At 68.2% G+C, this 16,451-nt stretch carries 13 protein-coding genes; 8 read left to right on the top strand and 5 right to left on the bottom strand.

The features are described from left to right. Nucleotides 1-236: 236 nt before the first annotated feature. Nucleotides 237-1,298: a pyridoxal-phosphate dependent enzyme gene (locus L0U85_RS19375; RefSeq protein WP_241379414.1), complete on the bottom strand. Its 1,062-nt coding sequence runs from the start codon at nucleotides 1,296-1,298 to the stop codon at nucleotides 237-239. Nucleotides 1,299-1,417: 119 nt separating this feature from the next. Between L0U85_RS19375 and L0U85_RS19370 the strand changes: the two genes are divergently transcribed. Further along, nucleotides 1,418-2,152, top strand: coding sequence for a rhamnogalacturonan acetylesterase (locus L0U85_RS19370; protein WP_241379413.1), 735 nt, complete (start codon nucleotides 1,418-1,420; stop codon nucleotides 2,150-2,152). Between the two features lie 50 nt (nucleotides 2,153-2,202). On the opposite strand, the gene L0U85_RS19365 is transcribed toward L0U85_RS19370, so the two are convergent. Then, the gene (locus tag L0U85_RS19365) at nucleotides 2,203-3,258 is read right to left on the bottom strand and encodes a nicotinate-nucleotide--dimethylbenzimidazole phosphoribosyltransferase (protein WP_241379412.1); all 1,056 of its coding nucleotides are present in this window, start codon (nucleotides 3,256-3,258) and stop codon (nucleotides 2,203-2,205) included. A 49-nt stretch (nucleotides 3,259-3,307) separates the two neighbouring features. Here L0U85_RS19365 and dapF point away from each other — a divergent pair, with 49 nt between their 5' ends. Continuing rightward, nucleotides 3,308-4,120 carry a diaminopimelate epimerase gene (gene dapF / locus L0U85_RS19360; protein WP_347177487.1) on the top strand — a complete coding sequence of 271 codons (813 nt, stop codon included), beginning with the start codon at nucleotides 3,308-3,310 and terminating at the stop codon, nucleotides 4,118-4,120. On the opposite strand, the gene L0U85_RS19355 is transcribed toward dapF, so the two are convergent. Next, the gene (locus tag L0U85_RS19355; protein WP_241379410.1) at nucleotides 4,117-5,505 is read right to left on the bottom strand and encodes an NAD-dependent malic enzyme; all 1,389 of its coding nucleotides are present in this window, start codon (nucleotides 5,503-5,505) and stop codon (nucleotides 4,117-4,119) included. The genes dapF and L0U85_RS19355 overlap by 4 nt on opposite strands. Before the next feature lie 276 nt (nucleotides 5,506-5,781). Here L0U85_RS19355 and hflX point away from each other — a divergent pair, with 276 nt between their 5' ends. Then, a complete protein-coding gene (hflX, locus tag L0U85_RS19350; RefSeq protein WP_241379409.1) occupies nucleotides 5,782-7,200 on the top strand; it encodes a GTPase HflX in 1,419 nt (472 codons plus the stop codon). 71 nt (nucleotides 7,201-7,271) lie between these two features. Next, on the top strand, nucleotides 7,272-9,077 hold the full coding sequence (locus tag L0U85_RS19345; protein ID WP_241379408.1) for a hypothetical protein: 1,806 nt from the start codon (nucleotides 7,272-7,274) through the stop codon (nucleotides 9,075-9,077). 18 nt (nucleotides 9,078-9,095) lie between these two features. On the opposite strand, the gene lexA is transcribed toward L0U85_RS19345, so the two are convergent. Beyond that, nucleotides 9,096-9,752 carry a transcriptional repressor LexA gene (gene lexA, locus L0U85_RS19340; protein ID WP_241379407.1) on the bottom strand — a complete coding sequence of 219 codons (657 nt, stop codon included), beginning with the start codon at nucleotides 9,750-9,752 and terminating at the stop codon, nucleotides 9,096-9,098. Between the two features lie 376 nt (nucleotides 9,753-10,128). Between lexA and nrdR the strand changes: the two genes are divergently transcribed. The 4 genes from nrdR to L0U85_RS19320 all read left to right on the top strand — a co-directional run bounded on the left by nrdR (nucleotide 10,129) and on the right by L0U85_RS19320 (nucleotide 15,074). Continuing rightward, on the top strand, nucleotides 10,129-10,602 hold the full coding sequence (gene nrdR, locus L0U85_RS19335; protein ID WP_277606074.1) for a transcriptional regulator NrdR: 474 nt from the start codon (nucleotides 10,129-10,131) through the stop codon (nucleotides 10,600-10,602). Between the two features lie 30 nt (nucleotides 10,603-10,632). Beyond that, entirely contained in the window at nucleotides 10,633-13,491 is a 2,859-nt protein-coding gene (locus L0U85_RS19330) for a vitamin B12-dependent ribonucleotide reductase (protein ID WP_241379404.1), read from the top strand. An 89-nt stretch (nucleotides 13,492-13,580) separates the two neighbouring features. Then, entirely contained in the window at nucleotides 13,581-14,162 is a 582-nt protein-coding gene (locus tag L0U85_RS19325; RefSeq protein ID WP_241379403.1) for a TetR/AcrR family transcriptional regulator, read from the top strand. A 150-nt stretch (nucleotides 14,163-14,312) separates the two neighbouring features. Further along, nucleotides 14,313-15,074, top strand: coding sequence for an alpha/beta fold hydrolase (locus L0U85_RS19320; RefSeq protein ID WP_241379402.1), 762 nt, complete (start codon nucleotides 14,313-14,315; stop codon nucleotides 15,072-15,074). Between the two features lie 714 nt (nucleotides 15,075-15,788). Here L0U85_RS19320 and L0U85_RS20925 read toward each other — a convergent pair. After that, on the bottom strand, nucleotides 15,789-16,451 hold a 663-nt coding region (locus L0U85_RS20925; protein WP_277606073.1), incomplete at its 5' end, for an FHA domain-containing protein.

Genomic DNA, 16,451 nt, shown 5'->3' with positions numbered 1-16,451 from the left:
GCCTGCCGCGCAACACAACACGAGCAACACTCACCCGCCAAGGCCGCCCCCCACACGCACCCGGCCCCCGCAGCGCACCCCGAACAGCCCTCTACCTCTCCGTCGCTGCCGCCCTTGGCGCACAACAACCATGCACACGATCGACGCCGCCAACCACCCAAGGGCCATTTCCGGGCTCCTCAGGCGCTTGTCCGTGACAATGAGGTTGAATGGTCCGCCCAGGTCACCCGCGACGATCAGATCGTCCAGCGGCCGCTGGCGGCGAACTCCTCCAAAACCCGCAGGTGCGGCTCGATGTCGAAGCCTTTGGCTGAGAGCCAGGCGTCGTCGTAGAACGAGCTGCGATACGACTGCTTGCCGTCACCGGCTACCACGACGAGATCCCCGGCGACGCCCTCGGACTGCATCCCGGACGCCAACTCCATCGCCGCCCAGAAGCACGTACCGGTCGAGGGGCCGAACTCCGCGCCGCGCCGCTCGGCCAGATACCGCATGGCCGCTACGCTCGCCGCATCCGGCACGGGCACCACGGCGTCCACGATCTCGGCATTGAAGGCGGGCTCGACTCTAGGACGTCCGATCCCGGGGATACGCGAGGGCATCCCCGTCGCATAGCCCGCATACCCGGTGGCCCAGCTCGGGAAGTAGCTCGAGTTCTCCGGATCGGCCACCGCCACTTGGGTGTCGGCGCCGACGTAGCGCAGGTGACGCCCTGCCGTGGCGGAGGTGATCCCGGTGCCGGCCCCGCACACGATCCAGCGCGGCTCCGTCTCGCACTGGGCGAGGACCTCGCCGGTGACATTGCCGGCCCGCCAGTCGGTAGCCGCCTCGGCACGGCCGAACATGTCGAGGTAGTGGCCGCCCTGTTCCTCGGCGATTCGGGCGGCGGTCTCGTAGATCGCCAGCGGAGGGTCGACCAGCTCGCAGCGGCCGCCGAACCGCTCGATCGCCTCCACCTGTGCCGGGTGCGTCCTGGCGGGCATGACCGCGACGAACGGCAGCACGAGCATCTGCGCGAAGTACCCCAGTGAGACGGCGGCGCCGCCGCCGGTGGCCTCGACGACCGTGGTGCCCTCGCGGATGTCGCCGCTGACGAGGCCGTGGAGCAGGAGGTCGCGCACGAGCCGGTGCTTGAGGCTCCCGGTCGGCTGAGCCGACTCGTCCTTGAGGTGGATGCGGATCGACTCGCCGAAGCGCTCGATGTCCCTGCGCAGCGGTGTGACGGACACTGAGGCGGCGTCTTCGCGGAGCGCGGCGATCGCGGTTCGCGCCCAATCGGAGTGGAATCGCTCAGCCATGGCCTCCAGGCTAGGGCACGCCGTTTTTCGTTGTGGGACAGCCGATGACGAATGCCTTGTAGTCAACGTGGTAATCGCTTACCATATTGGGGTTCCAAAGCCTCCTCGAAAGGGCTCCCATGCCACCGACCCGCATCTACATCGCCGGAGACTCGACGGCCGCCGCCTACGACCGGGCGCAGGCACCGCAGACCGGCTGGGGCCAGGCGCTCGGCGCCTTCACTCGCGAAGGCTTCGAGGTGATCGACCTGGCCAGGCCCGGACGGAGCACGATGAGCTTCATCGACGAAGGAGCGCTCGACGCGATCGCCCGGGACATCGCACCGGGCGACCACCTGCTGATCTCCTTCGGCCACAACGACCAGAAACTTGAGGATCCGAACCGAGGCACCTACCCGCGCACCACCTACCAGCGGTACTTGACGACCTACGTCGAAGCCGCCCGCGCCAGAAGAGCGAAGCCGGTGCTGGTCACCTCCGTGGAACGCAGGAGGTTCCGCGACGGCAAGGCGTACGAGAGCCTCGGCGACTACCCGGAGGCGATGCTCGCGTTGGCCGAAGTGGTAGACGTCCCGGTGGTGGACCTCCACGCTCTGAGCCTGGCGATGTGGGACGAGCTGGGAGAGGAGCGGACGAAGGAGCACTTCCTGTGGGTCGAGCCGGGCCACCCGAACTACCCCGAAGGGCTCCGTGACGACACGCACTTCCAGGCGAGGGGCGCGGTCGAGGTCGCCCGCATCGTCGCGAAGGCCGCCGCCGCGCAGGGCATCGCCGGTGACGCATGGACGGACCTGGACCGAGCGGTCTCAGAAGACGAGATCGACTGGCCCGAAACCCTGCCCGAGCTGCTTTAACGTCAAGCCGCGCGGCGCTGAGAGCTTGAGGCCGTTCCCGGCGATCCGAGTCAGGTGGATTCGACCTCGTCGCCGGCCTCGACCTCGGCGGGCTCCTGGTCGGGCTGCTCCGCCTCGGGCGGCAGCGGCAGCGTCGAGGACAGGCGCAGGGCCTGCTGGAGCAGCTCCCAGCCCACCGGCAGGCCGGTGCCGTCGCCCAAGTCCAGCGCCAGCCCGAAATCGTCGGCGAGGCCGCCCTGCTTGGCCAGCTTGGTCACGACCGGGTGCGGGGAGCGGTTCGGCATGTAGCACCACTTCGGCGACGCCAAGCCGTAGTCGCGGGCAAGCATCATCGCCGCCGCGGCCGCCGGACCGTCGAGCAGCATCGCCGTAGAGCGCGTCGCCGCCGCCAGGATCGTCCCGGCCATCGCGCCGATCTCCGCCCCGCCGAGCCTCGCCACCAGCGTGGACGCCTTCCGCCGGAAGCCGTGGTTGAACGCCAGGTGGTCCCGCAGCGCCGAGACGCGCGCCATCCAGGACGAGTCGTCCACCGTGCCGCCAGGCGCGTGCAGCTGCGGCATGAACGCCGTGATGTCGTCCTTCGCGATGAACGAGCAAACCGCCGTCGCCGCGGTCGCGGCCCCGGCGCCGAGCCCGGCGATGAGCAGGATGTCCGCCCCGCCGTCGATCGCGCGGTCGGCCACCTCGCGGCCCAACGCCAGGCACTCGGCCAGCTGCGAGTCGTCCAGCAGCGGACCCTCGGCACCCCCGCTCGGCCCTGTCTCGACCACCTCGACCGGCACCCCGGCCCGCGTCACGGCCGCGCCGAGCAGGCCCTCGCCGCGCTGCGCGGCCAGCACCTGGTCGGCCAGCGGCACCTCCTCGCCGGCGGCCCATCCCTCCGGGTACTCCCCGGCGAACAGCAGCGTCCGAGGCGAGGCGAACGGCTGCGGAGCGTCGGTGGACTGCATCCTGGCGGCCCAGCCGATAGCGGGCTGAAGGCTGCCCAGCCCGGCGCCTTCGATCAGAGCGTTCTGGAGCCGCGCGTTCGCGCGCGTCGTCCACACCCCGTTGGGGAACTTCGCTTTCAGGTCGTCGAGGGGTCCAGCGTCGGTCGTATCAGTCACGGCATAAGGCTAGCGCGGCGGGATGCGGCACAATTGCCGTGTGACCATCATCGACTTCGCCAAGGGCCACGGCACCGGCAACGACTTCGTAATCGTCCCCGACCTGGCCGACGAGCGCCCGCTCGCAGCCGCCGACGTGGCCGCGCTGTGCGACCGCCGCCTCGGCGTCGGCGGCGACGGACTCCTGCGGATCGTGCCCTCCTCAGAACCCGGCGCCAAGTGGTTCATGGACTACCGCAACGCCGACGGCTCCATCGCTGAGATGTGCGGCAACGGCGTCCGCGTGTTCGCGCGCTACCTGCTCGAACGGGGCCTCGCCGACGGCCCCGAGATCCCGGTCGCCACCCGCGGCGGCGTCAAGAACGTCACCGTCGTCGGCGACGAACTCAGCGTCGCCATGGGTCCGGCCGCCCTCGGCCCGACCTCCCAAGCGAGCGTCGAAGGCTTCACATGGCCGGGCCAGGCCGTCTCCATGGGCAACCCGCACCTCGTGTGCCAGCTGAGCGACGCCGAAGAACTCGAAGCGCTGGAGTTGTTCCACCAGCCGCGCTACGACACCGGTGTCTTCCCCGACGGCGTCAACGTCGAATTCGTCGTCGGCGCCGCCCCGCACGTGCGGATGCGCGTCCACGAGCGCGGCGTCGGCGAGACGTTCTCCTGCGGCACCGGCGCCTGCGCCGTCGCCGCCGTCGCACTGCGCCGAGCGGGCGCCGAGACCGGCACCTGCAAGGTCGACGTCCCCGGCGGCACCCTGACCGTCACGGTGACCGACGAGACCATCCACCTCGCCGGTCCCGCCGTCATCGTCGCCGAAGGCACCGCGAGGACCCAAGGGGTGGCTGGACCACAGGCCTCCGCCTAACGCATGGCCTCCTTGACCGCGGCCGCGACAGCCGGGGCCACATGCGGGTCGAACACGCTCGGCACGATGTAGGTCGCGTTCACCTTGTCCTCGCCGACGCAATCGGCGATCGCCATGGCCGCCGCCAGCGCCGCCTCGTCGTTCCACCCGCGCGCCTGCGCGTCCAGAAGCCCCCGGAACACCCCGGGGAACGCCAGCACGTTGTTGATCTGGTTCGGTTGGTCCGACCGCCCGGTAGCCACGATCGCCGCATACCGCGCCGCCTCGGTCGGGCTGATCTCCGGGTCCGGGTTCGCCAGCGCGAACACGATCGGGTCCTTCGCCATCTTCGCGACGTCCGAGCCCTTGAGGATGTTCGGCGCGCTCACACCGATGAACACGTCCGAGCCCTCGACCGCGCCCGCGAGGTCACCGGAATAGCCGCCCCTGTTGAAGTTCGACGCCAGCCACTTCCAAGTCTCGTTGTCCGTCTCCATGCCCTCGTGCAGCGCCCCGTCGCGATCGACCGGCACGATGTCGCCGATCCCGGCCTTCGCCAGCAGCCGCATGATCGCGGTCCCGGCCGCACCGCAGCCCACGACGGTCGCCCGCACGTCCGCGAAGTCCTTCCCGACCACACGCAGAGCGTTCGTCAGCGCCGCGAGCACCACGATCGCGGTGCCGTGCTGGTCGTCGTGGAAGACCGGGATGTCGAGCTTCTCCCGCAGCCGCGCCTCGATCTCGAAGCAGCGCGGCGCCGCGATGTCCTCAAGATTGATGCCGCCGTACGTCGGCGCCATCGCCGTCACGATGTTCACGATCTCGTCGGTGTCCTGCGTGTCCAGGCACACCGGCCACGCGTCCACGTCCGCGAACTTCTTGAACAGCGCCGCCTTGCCTTCCATGACCGGCATGGCCGCCTCGGGCCCGATATTGCCCAGGCCCAGCACCGCCGAGCCGTCCGAGACCACCGCGACCGTGTTGCGCTTGATCGTCAGGCGCCGCGCGTCGTCGGGATTCTCAGCGATCGCCATGCACACCCGGGCCACACCCGGCGTATACGCCATCGACAGGTCGTCTCGGTTCTTCAACGGCACCTTCGCCTGGACCTCGATCTTGCCGCCCAAGTGCATCAGGAACGTCCGGTCCGAGACCTTCTTGACGTCGAAGTCCGGCATCGCCTCCAGGATCTGCGTCACCTGCTCGGCATGCGCCGAGTCCGAGGTGTCACAGGTCAAGTCCACGACCATGCGCCTGTTGTCGGAGGAGACCACGTCCAAGGCGGTGACGATCGCTCCGGCCTGTCCCACGACGGTGGCGAGCCGCCCGGCCGCGCCCGGGTCGGCCGAGAGGGCCAACCGGACGGTGATGGAGAAACCGGCGCTGGTCAGTCGCGCAGCTGTCATGCCACTCCTTGCAAGTCACCACGTTGTGGACTGGGAAATCTGGTACAGGCAATTCTGCCACCGCCTCCGGCCGCCCCGCCCGCGCCCAGCCCCGGCGTGACCGCTCCGACCTGCGCCCCCGTCCTGTCATCCCGACAAGCGAGACATGCACCTCCGCGACCAATACGACCACAACCCCGACCCCGCGGACCGGTGCCGACCGCGTCACCGGATATTCGCTTCGCGTTGTCACAAGAACGTGTCAAGCTTGAGGCGATGCAAATGGAGTATCCGAATTTGAACGAAGAACGCTTCACCACAGCTCCCACCGCGGAGTCACCGTCCACCGGAGATCTCGACCTCGAGGCACGCCAGGCGCTGCGACGCGTCTCCGGGCTCGCCTCCACCGAGCTCGCCGACGTCACCGACGCCGAATACCGCCGTCTCCGCCTCGAACAGGTCGTCCTGGTCGGCGTATGGACCGAAGGCACCGCCGACGACGCAGAGAACTCCCTGGCCGAACTCGCCGCCCTCGCCGAGACCGCCGGATCCGTCGTCGTCGAAGGTCTCATCCAGCGACGCTCCAAACCCGACGCCGGCACCTTCATTGGCTCCGGCAAGGTCCGCGAGGTCAAAGACGTCGTCGAGGCGCTCGGCGCCGACACCGTCATCTGCGACGGCGAACTCTCGCCCGGCCAGCTGATCGCCCTTGAAAAGGCCATCAACGTCAAGGTCGTCGACCGCACGGCCCTGATTCTTGACATCTTCGCCCAGCACGCCAAGAGCGCCGAAGGCAAGGCCCAGGTCGAACTCGCGCAACTTCAGTACCTGCTGCCGCGCCTGCGCGGCTGGGGCGACGCGATGAGCCGCCAGGCCGGCGGCCGCGCCGGCTCCAACGGCGGTGTGGGCCTGCGCGGCCCCGGCGAGACGAAGCTCGAGACCGACCGCCGCCGCATCCGCGCGAAAGTCGCGAAACTGCGCCGCGAATTGGCGAAACTCACTGTCACCCGCGAAACCAAACGTGACTCTCGCACCCGCAACCGCGTCCCCGGCGTCGCCATCGCCGGCTACACCAACGCCGGCAAGTCGAGCCTGCTCAACGCCCTCACGGGCGCGGGCATCCTCGTCCAGGACGCCCTGTTCGCCACGCTCGACACCTCGACCAGGCGCTCACGTACCGCCGAAGGCCGCGAATACACCGTCTCCGACACCGTCGGCTTCGTGCGTCACCTGCCGCACCAGCTGATCGAGGCGTTCCGCTCCACCCTCGAAGAGGTCGCCGAGTCCGACCTCATCCTCCACGTCATCGACGGATCGCACCCCGACCCGGTCGGCCAGGCCGACGCGGTCCGCGAAGTGCTCGCCGAAGTCGGCGCCGAAGAGATCCCCGAGCTCCTGGTCGTCAACAAGCTCGACGCCGTCAGCCCGGACCGGCTCCTGCAACTGCGCTCGGACTGGCCCGACGCCGTGTTCGTCTCCGCCAGGTCCGGCGAGGGCGTCGACAAGCTCCGCGCCGCCGTCGAACAGGCCCTGCCGCAACCGGACGTCACCATGACCGTCTGCGTTCCGTACGTCCGCGGCGACCTGGTCTCGCGTGTCCGTTCGCGAGGCGAGGTCCTCTCCACCGAGCACCGCGGTGACGGCACGGTGATGAGCGTGCGAGTCGACCTCGCGCTTGCAGGGGAATTGAGGCCGTTCGTCATAGAAGCAGCCTGATTGTCCGTGGTCCTGAACATGTCTCGCAGGGGTCCCGCCATCGTTCGGTCGTGTTCTGGAACACTTGCCTGATGCGAGAGCGCCATGGGAGACATCCTGCCTGGAAAACGCGCCTCGTCGCCGGGATGGCTGGTGCCGTCCTGGCGATGGTCGCGTCTCCCGTCCATGCCCAGGATGACGAGGAGTCGGGCGACGGGGAGAACCTCTGTGATCTGCACGACTCCCGGCTTCGGAATGCCTCGGGCATTACCGCCGATCCCGGCGGCGACGGCTGGTGGGTACTGCCCGACGGCCGCAACCAGGACGGCGGCATGAACATCCTGCGGGTGGGCGCCGACTGCAGCGTGCGCGATTCGGAGAGCATCTACCTCGATCACCCGCCCCTGGACCCGCAGGCGCTCGCGTTCGACTCAGACGGCGGCCAGTTCGTGTGGGCCGCCGACATCGGCGAGGACGACGGCACGCGCGGGTCGGCCGGGATCACCCAGGTCGAGGTGGGCAACGTCCCCAACAACCGGATCTTCCGCTTCCTGTATCCGGACGGGATGCAGCACGCCGAGGCGTTCCTGCTGCTGCCCGACGGCAAGACCCCGCTCTTGATCCCCTCGGTCGAAGGCCAGGCGCCGCTGTACCTGCCCACCACGGAGAAGCAGGACTTCGACACGCCGATGCGGCTGGCCGGAACGGTTCAGCTCACCGAGGGCGGCACGGTCACCGGCGCGGCCCTCAACGCCGACGCGACGAAGGTGGTCGTCCGCGCCGCGAGCCACGCCTATGAGTGGGACGTCAAGGACGGCGACGTGGTGCAGGCGATGACCGACACCGACCCGCTCATCACCGAGCTGTCCGACCCCGGCGAGGCCCAGGACATCACCTACGACGCCGACGGAAACTTCATCACGCTCTCGCAGATGGACGAGGACGGGACGTTCGGCACGATCGCCAGGTACACCCCGGCCGTGCCCGAGAGCGATGAGGTGCCCGCGGAGGAGGGCGGCGAGGAGTCGGCCGCCGCAGAGGACGGCGGTGGCATCGTCGACTGGATTCTCGACCTGGGCTTCGAGACCATCGTGCGGATCCTGAGCGGCATCGCGATCGTCGGCTTCCTGGTGATGCTCGGCGGCATCCTCGTGATCCGCAAGTCCCGACGACAGCGGTCGGGAAAAGGCGATGACGACGACCAGTTGGGCGTCGCCGCCGAGGAGTCGGTGTTCGGCGATGTCAAGGACGATCCGCTGCCGCCGGATCCGGTGGAGCTCGGTCTCGACGCGGGCCAGCCGGACCCTGAGGTCGGGCAGCTGGTACAGGGCGCGGTCTACGGGAGTCCGAAGGCCGATCCGAGTGGAAACGTGTACGGCGCCAAGCGCCCCGAGTCCACCGGCGGCGTCTACGGCGCGCCGAAGACCGAGGAGCCTCCGAGCAATGTGTACGGCGCCGCCAGGTCCGAGCCGGGAGGGAGCGTCTACCGAGCCCCGGACGCGGCGGGCTCGGTCTACCGGGCCCCGGCCCCCGAACCGAAGCCCGAGCGGACCGGCTCCGTGTACGGCGGCCCCCGCGAGGATCCGCAGTACGGGGCCTTCGAGGCGGCCGGTCAGGGCAGCATCTACAACGACGCCGGCGGCGGAGGCTCTTTCGCGGCCGAACCGCCGGCCCCCGCAGCCCCCCCTGCCCCTGCTCCTGCTCCTGCCCCGCCATCAGGCGGCGTCTATGGCGCGCAACCCGCCGCAACCCCTTCGGGCGGCAGCGTGTACGGCGCCCAAGGCTCGAGCGCCGAGTCGGCAGGGAGGGTTTACGGAGCGGGGCGGAACGGCGAACGGACCCCGGAGTCGGATGACGACTCGTGGGGTCCGAAAGACGGCGGCGCGTACGGCCGCTGATGAACCGGGTGTGCTCGGTCAGATTCTGCGGAGGACTGCCACGACTCGGCCGAGGATCTCGGCCTCGGAGGCGTCGATCGGCTCGTACAGCGCGTTGGCCGGCATCAGCCAGGGCTTGCCGCTCTTGCGCTTCCAGGTCTTGACGGTGGCCTCCCCGTCGATCATCGCCGCCACGATCTCGCCGTTGAGCGCGTCGGGCTGCTGACGCACCACGACCCAGTCTCCGTCGGTGATGGCCGCTTCGATCATCGAATCGCCTTTGACCCGCAGCAGGAAGTGGATGCCTTCGCCGACGAACTCCGCCGGCAGCGGCATCACGTCGTAATCCCGCTCCTCGGCCAGGATCGGCTGCCCGGCGGCGATCTCGCCGACCATCGGCACGTAGCGCGGGCGCGGGTGCTGCGAGCAGGTCTGGACGCCCCCCGGCGTGGACTGCTTGACGCCGACTGCGCGGGGACGTCCCGCCAACCGGTTCAGGTAGCCCTTCCGTTCGAGCTGCTTCATCTGGTACGCGACGCTGGAGGCCGACGCGAGGCCGACTTCCGCGCCGATTTCTCGGACGCTGGGCGGATACCCCTTGTTGTTGATGAATTCCTCGATGTACTCGAGGACTTGCTGTTGCCGACGAGTCAGCTTGCGCGTTTTCGCTCGGGCTGTTGTGGTCTCGGTAGCCACAGGAAGCTCCTGTAAGACAAATGGGACGGTATGTCTGATTCCGACAATGTAACTCAGGCTCGGTGTCAAGTCAAACATTCGTGCGACTTCGGCGTGTCGCCGCAGTCGCCTGAATGTGTCCAGACCCTTCGATTCGACCTCGCGCAGCGGGCATTCGGGACGACTGTGATGGGCTGGAGGCCGCCGCAAGATCAAGAATGTGCCAACTTCGAGCTAGACTGGCACAAGATCTAGTGGTCTGCTGTATCGTCTCTCACTAGGTGTTGGGGTTGCTGCACCTGACTCGTAGGCGAACGGCAAACTGAGGCCAGACCGGCGCGCGACATCCGGAGACCGTCGGACCCTGACGAGATGATCGTCGAGAAGGAGAGTAGCGATGCGTTGCCCTTACTGTCGTCATCCCGATAGTCGAGTGGTCGACTCCCGGGAGGCCGAGGACGGGAAGATCATACGGCGTCGCCGGGTCTGCCAGCAGTGCGAGAAGCGGTTCACCACCGTCGAGGAATCGGTCCTCGCAGTGGTCAAGCGCAGCGGCGCCACGGAGCCGTTCAGCCGCGGCAAGGTCGCCTCGGGCGTCATGAAAGCCTGCCAGGGCCGACCGGTCGACGCCGACGACGTGGCGAAGCTGGCTCAGGCCGTGGAGGACGCGATCCGTTCCCGAGGCGTCGCCGAGGTGCCGAGCAACGAGGTCGGCCTCGCCATCCTGGAGCCGCTGCGCAGGCTCGACGAGGTCGCCTACCTGCGCTTCGCCAGCGTCTACCGCAGCTTCGAATCACTCGAGGACTTCGAGGCGGAGATCACTCAGCTCCGCGAGCAGTACGCCGCCAACCACCGCCAATCCAACCGCTGACCAGCACATCTGCAACAGAGGCGAGAAGACATGCCGAAGACCACCAAGCCGGCCGCGAGCTCCGACGGCGCGAAGGCCACCGTCAAGAAGACCGCCAAGCAGCCCAGCAGCGGGTTGCGAGTCGAACGTGTGTTCACAACGGAGGGTGTGCACCCGTACGACGAAGTCAAGTGGGAGTCACGGGACGTCGTCATGACCAACTGGCGTGACGGATCGGTCAACTTCGAGCAGCGCGGCGTCGAGTTCCCGGAGTTCTGGAGCCAGAACGCCACCCAGATCGTCACCTCCAAGTACTTCCGCGGCGCCGTCGGCACCCCCCAGCGCGAGTGGAGCCTCAAGCAGATCATCGACCGCGTCGTGGGCGCCTACCACGACGCCGGCGAGAAGAACGGCTACTTCGCCACCGCCGCCGACGCCCAGGTCTTCGCCGACGAACTCGCCTGGCTCCTGCTCCACCAGTACTTCAGCTTCAACTCGCCCGTCTGGTTCAACGTCGGAACCGAAGCAGCGCAACAAGTGTCAGCGTGCTTTATCCTGTCGGTCGACGACACCATGGAGTCCATCCTCGACTGGTACAAGGAAGAGGGCATGATCTTCAAGGGCGGCTCCGGAGCCGGGGTCAACCTCTCGAGGATCCGCGCCTCCTCCGAGCTGCTCTCCTCCGGCGGCAACGCCTCCGGCCCGATCAGCTTCATGCGCGGCGCCGACGCCTCGGCCGGGACCATCAAATCCGGCGGCGCCACCCGCCGCGCCGCCAAGATGGTCGTGCTCGACGTCGACCACCCCGACATCGAGGACTTCATCGACACCAAGGCCCGCGAAGAGGACAAGATCCGGGCCCTGCGCGACGCCGGCTTCGACGTCGACCTCGGTGGCGAGGACATGTTCAGCGTCCAGTACCAGAACGCCAACAACTCCGTGCGCGTCTCCGACGAGTTCATGCGCGCCGTCGAAGAGGGCACCGACTACTCGCTCGTCGGTCGCCTCGACGGCAAGGAGATCGCCCGCCGCGACGCCCGCGAGGTCTTCCGCAAGATGGCCGAGGCCGCCTGGGAGTGCGCCGACCCCGGCATTCAGTACGACGACATCATCAACGACTGGCACACCAACCCCAACACGGACCGCATCTACGCGTCCAACCCCTGCTCGGAGTACATGAGCCTCGACGACTCGTCATGCAACCTCGCCAGCCTGAACCTCATGAAGTTCCTCGGTGAGGAAGGCTCCTTCGACGTCGAGCGGTTCGTCAAGACCGTCGAGATAGTCATCACCGCCATGGAGATCTCGATCTCCTTCGCGGACTTCCCGACCGACAAGATCGGGCAGACCACCCGCGACTACCGCCAGCTCGGCATCGGGTACTCCAACCTCGGCGCCCTGCTCATGGCCTCGGGCCACGCCTACGATTCCGACGACGGCCGCGCGCTGGCCGCGGGCATCACCTCGCTCATGACCGGCGTGTCGTACCGCCGCTCCGCCGAGATCGCCGGGGCAGTCGGCCCGTACGCCGGATACGAGCTCAACGCCGAGCCGCACCAGCGGGTCATGGCCAAGCACGCTGCCGCGGCGGATGAGATCCGGACCTTCGGCGATGTCGATGCGACCATCGCCGAAGCGGCTAAGTCCGAATGGGACCGAGGAAATGAGATCGGGGCGCAAAACGGCTGGCGCAATGCGCAGGCATCGGTTCTCGCGCCAACCGGCACCATCTCGTTCATGATGGATTGCGACACAACTGGAATCGAGCCGGACCTGGCGCTGGTCAAGCACAAGAAGCTCGTCGGCGGCGGCTCCATGGAGATCGTCAACCAGACCGTCCCGCGCGCCCTCACCAGCCTCGGCTACAGCGATGAGGAGATGGGCGCGATCGTCGACTACATCGCCGACCACGGCCACGTCGTGGGCGCCCCGCACCTGGCCGAAGGGCACTACTCGGTGTTCGACTGCGCCATGGGCGAGCGGACGATCTCGCCGATGGGCCACGTCCACATGATGGCGGCCGTCCAGCCGTTCCTGTCCGGCGCGATCTCCAAGACGGTGAACGTGCCCGAGTCGGCCACGGTCGAGGACTTCGAGGAGATCTACTTCGAGGGCTGGAAGCTAGGCCTGAAGGCGCTCGCGGTCTACCGCGACAACTGCAAGGTCGGGCAGCCCCTGTCGGCGAAGAAGAAGGAGATCGACGCCAAGGTCGAAGAGGTCGTCGAGAAGGTCGTCGAGGAGATGGCCGTCCACACACCGGTGCGCCGCAAGCTCCCGAAGCGCCGCCCTAGCCAGACCACCTCGTTCACCGTCGGCGGCGCCGAGGGCTACATGACCTCCTCGTCCTACCCGGACGACGGCCTCGGCGAGGTCTTCCTGAAGATGTCCAAGCAGGGCTCGACCCTCGCGGGCGTCATGGACGCGCTGTCGGTGGCGATCTCGATCGCGCTGCAGTACGGCGTGCCGCTGGAGAAGTACGTCGAGAAGTTCACCAACATGCGCTTCGAGCCGGCGGGCATGACCGACGACCAGGACATCCGCATGGCCTCCTCGGTTGTCGACTACGTCTTCCGCCGTCTGGCGCTCGACTACCTGCCGTACGAGGAGCGGGCCGCCCTGGGCATCCTGACTACCGCCGAGCGCACCGCCGAGCTGAACGGCGAGGACCCCGCGAAGGTCGGCAACGATGCCGAGGTGGACCTGGATCAGCTGAGGACATCGGCGCCGATCGAGGAGACCGTGAAGCAGCGGCTGAGCATCGAGGAGAAGCCCTCCAGGGCCGACGTCCTCAACTCGGCGCAGGCCAGGAGCGCCGACGCGCCGCTGTGCATGAACTGCGGCACGAAGATGCGGCCGGCGGGCTCCTGCTACGCCTGCGAGGGCTGCGGCGCCACCAGCGGCTGCAGCTAGGGAGCGCGCCGCGCTCCCCCTCGAAACGGTCGTCGTGCCGGAACCGGGCGCGTCTCGATTTTTCAGCACGATCGTGCTAGTTTTGCGGGATGCGAAAGGGCGAACTCACCAGGCAGGCGATCCTCGACGAGGCCGTCCGCATGGCCCGCTACTCGGGGTTGTCCGGGCTGACCATCGGGTCGCTCGCCGCCGCCGCGGACATGTCGAAGTCCGGCGTCTACGCCCACTTCAAGTCCAAGGAGGCCCTGCAGTTGGCGTGCATGGAGCGCAACAGCGAGCAGTTCATCGACGAGGTGATCCGGCCGGCGCTGGCGAAGCCGCGCGGGGTCACCCGCCTCCAGGCGATCGTCGAGTACTGGATGCGGTGGTACTCCCATCCGGGCGGCTGCCTGTTCCTGGCCGCTGCGGCCGAGTTCGACGACATGACCGGTCCGCTGCACGATCAGATGGTCGCCGATCAGCGCGGTCTGCTCGATTCCATCGCCCGTGTCGCCTCCACGGCGGTCTCCGAGGGCGAGTTCACCGGGGACACCGACCTGTTCCAGGTGGCGCAGGAGGTATTGGGCATCCTGCTGTCCTACAACTGGATGAGTCGCATCCTGACCTATCCCGACGCGGCCGAGCGAGCTTGGGCGGCGTTCAACCGGCTGGTCGACAGCCACAGAATCTGACCAGGAAGGCCGACACCCATGGCGCAGAGTTCAGGGGCCAACGAGTCCCCAAAGAAAAGCACGACCGTTCGTGCTCCTTGGCATCTCCGAGCTGCGTTCGCAGCCGCAGAGCGCTTCGCGCCCGATCCGGCGGCGAAGTACCTGAGCAAGATGTGGTTCAAGATCCCCGGGGGGCTCGAACGGCGGCTGCGCGGCAAGGCCCCCGCCGGGTCCGAGGTCTTCACCATTGACTGCGAGGGCACCGACGTGTGGGGCTACGACTGGGGCAGAGGCCCCTTGGTCTACCTCGTCCACGGCTGGGGCGGCTGCACCGGCGACCTCGATTTCATCGCCGCCGGCCTCGTCGCCAACGGCTATCGCGTTGTCGCCTTCGACGCGCCCAGCCACGGCAACTCCGGGCCGGGCCCCTGGGGCGAGCAGTTCACCAGCGGCGTCCACCTCAAGGACGCGATGCGGGTCGCCGTCGACAAGTTCGGCGCGCCCAGCGCGCTCGTGGCGCACTCGCTCGGCTGCCTTACGGCGGTCCTGGGCCTGCGTGAGAGCGGCGTCGACTTCACGAAGACGCGCCTGGTGCTGATGGCCCCGTTCGTCGGTGGCGCCAGGGGATTCGCCGACACGCTCAACTCGGTCGTCCCGGCCGGTCCGCGCATCATGGAGCGGTTCATCCCGCTGGTCGAGGATCGCGCCGAGGTGAAGCTCGCGGACTTCAGTCTCCTGGACGAGCGGGTCGAGTCGCCGGCGCTCATCGTCCACGACGAAGGCGACCGGCCGAACCCGTTCAGCCACGGCGCCGGCCTCGCCGAGGCCTGGCCGAACGCCGAGCTCATGGCCACCACCGGACTCGGGCACCGCAAGATCCTGGTGAGCCCGGCGGTCAACCGGCGCGTCACCGCGTTCATCAAAGGGGATTGACATCCTTCTCGCTCTAAAGGGACGAGGATTCCCGGCTTGCGGTCCGCGTTTGCGTTCCCGCTACGGGTGGGTTCCTCATTCTTCCCCTGAACTCGCGAAAGGACCTGTTCGCTCACGAGGACTTCACCATCGACTGGGAGGCCAGGAACGCGACCTGCCCGGCAGGGGAGGCATCCTCGGCCTGGTCCAGTGGTCTCGTCCGTGACATCCCGACCTTCCAGAGCAAGTGGGCCGCCGCCACCTGCGCTGCCTGTGAACTCAAACCCGCCTGCACTACCGCGGCCGGTAAGCAGTGGGGGCGGACCCTTCGGGTCCGTGAGCAGGCTGAGCACGAACGGTTGCAGCGCATGCGGAAACACCAGCAGACCGACGAGTGGAAGGCAGACTATAAGCACCGCTCGGGGGTCGAAGGACTCATGTCCCAGCTGGTGACCCGTACCGGGATCAGACGCAGCCGCTACAAGGGCCGCCGGAAAACCCACCTGTCACACCTGCTGGCCGGAAGCGCGGTCAACCTCGCCCGCTCCTGGGCATGGAGCGGCGGCTACCGATCCGAAACCACCAGAACCTCCCACGTCGAACGCCTCCGACACGAAATGACCACAACAAGCGGAAGCAGCCTTTAACGACAGGACCCTAAAGGACGAAGCCCTCTCCGGAAACCCGGTAGCGAAAAGTGCCCGGGCTTTCGCCCGGGCACTTCCGTCGTCTGCTTCAGCCCTCGTAGTGGATCGTCAGGCGCGTCCACGCCCCGATGTTGAGGTAGGATCCGTCGCCGATCTGGATCTCCACGTTCGGCGCCAGCGGCTCGTCCGAGCCGTTGAGGAACGTGCCGTTCGAGGATCCGACGTCCATGATCGTCCAGGAGCCGTCGGGCTTGACGAACAGCTTCGCGTGCTGCGCGCTCACGCCCGGGTCGGCCACGTCGCCCGACAGGTCGATGTCCGGCGTGATGCCACGCTTGGCGCTGTAGCGACCGATCGTCAGCTCACCCTTGTCGAGCGGGAAGCGCCGTGGCTTCGCGAACGACGGGTACTGCAGCTGCGAGGCCCCGTCGGAGGCAGCGACCTTGTTGAAGTAGCCCTGGTCGGCCGTGACGGCCACCGTCCAGCGGGTCGCCGTGGCCTGGCCGGGCGGGGCGTAGTTCGACGCCAGGTCGTGCGGCTGGGAGTCGGGGACGCTGAACCCGCCGGTCGACGACGCGGCCGGGGGAGCGGAGGTCGGGGCGCCGAACGGCGCGGCAGGGACGCCCGGAGGCCCGGGAGGCGCCGACGTGGGCGCGGGCGGAGCCGAGGCGGGAGCGCCGTACTGCTGCGCGTACGGGTCTTGTTGCTGCGGCTGTCCGTAGGGGTCGGGCTGGCCGTAGCCCGGCTGCTG

Origin of the sequence: Glycomyces sp. L485, assembly GCF_022548875.1 — a bacterium.
Lineage (GTDB): Bacteria > Actinomycetota > Actinomycetes > Mycobacteriales > Micromonosporaceae > Glycomyces.
Note: the sequence above shows the minus strand (reverse complement) of the source record. Positions and strands in the feature narration are given on the sequence as shown.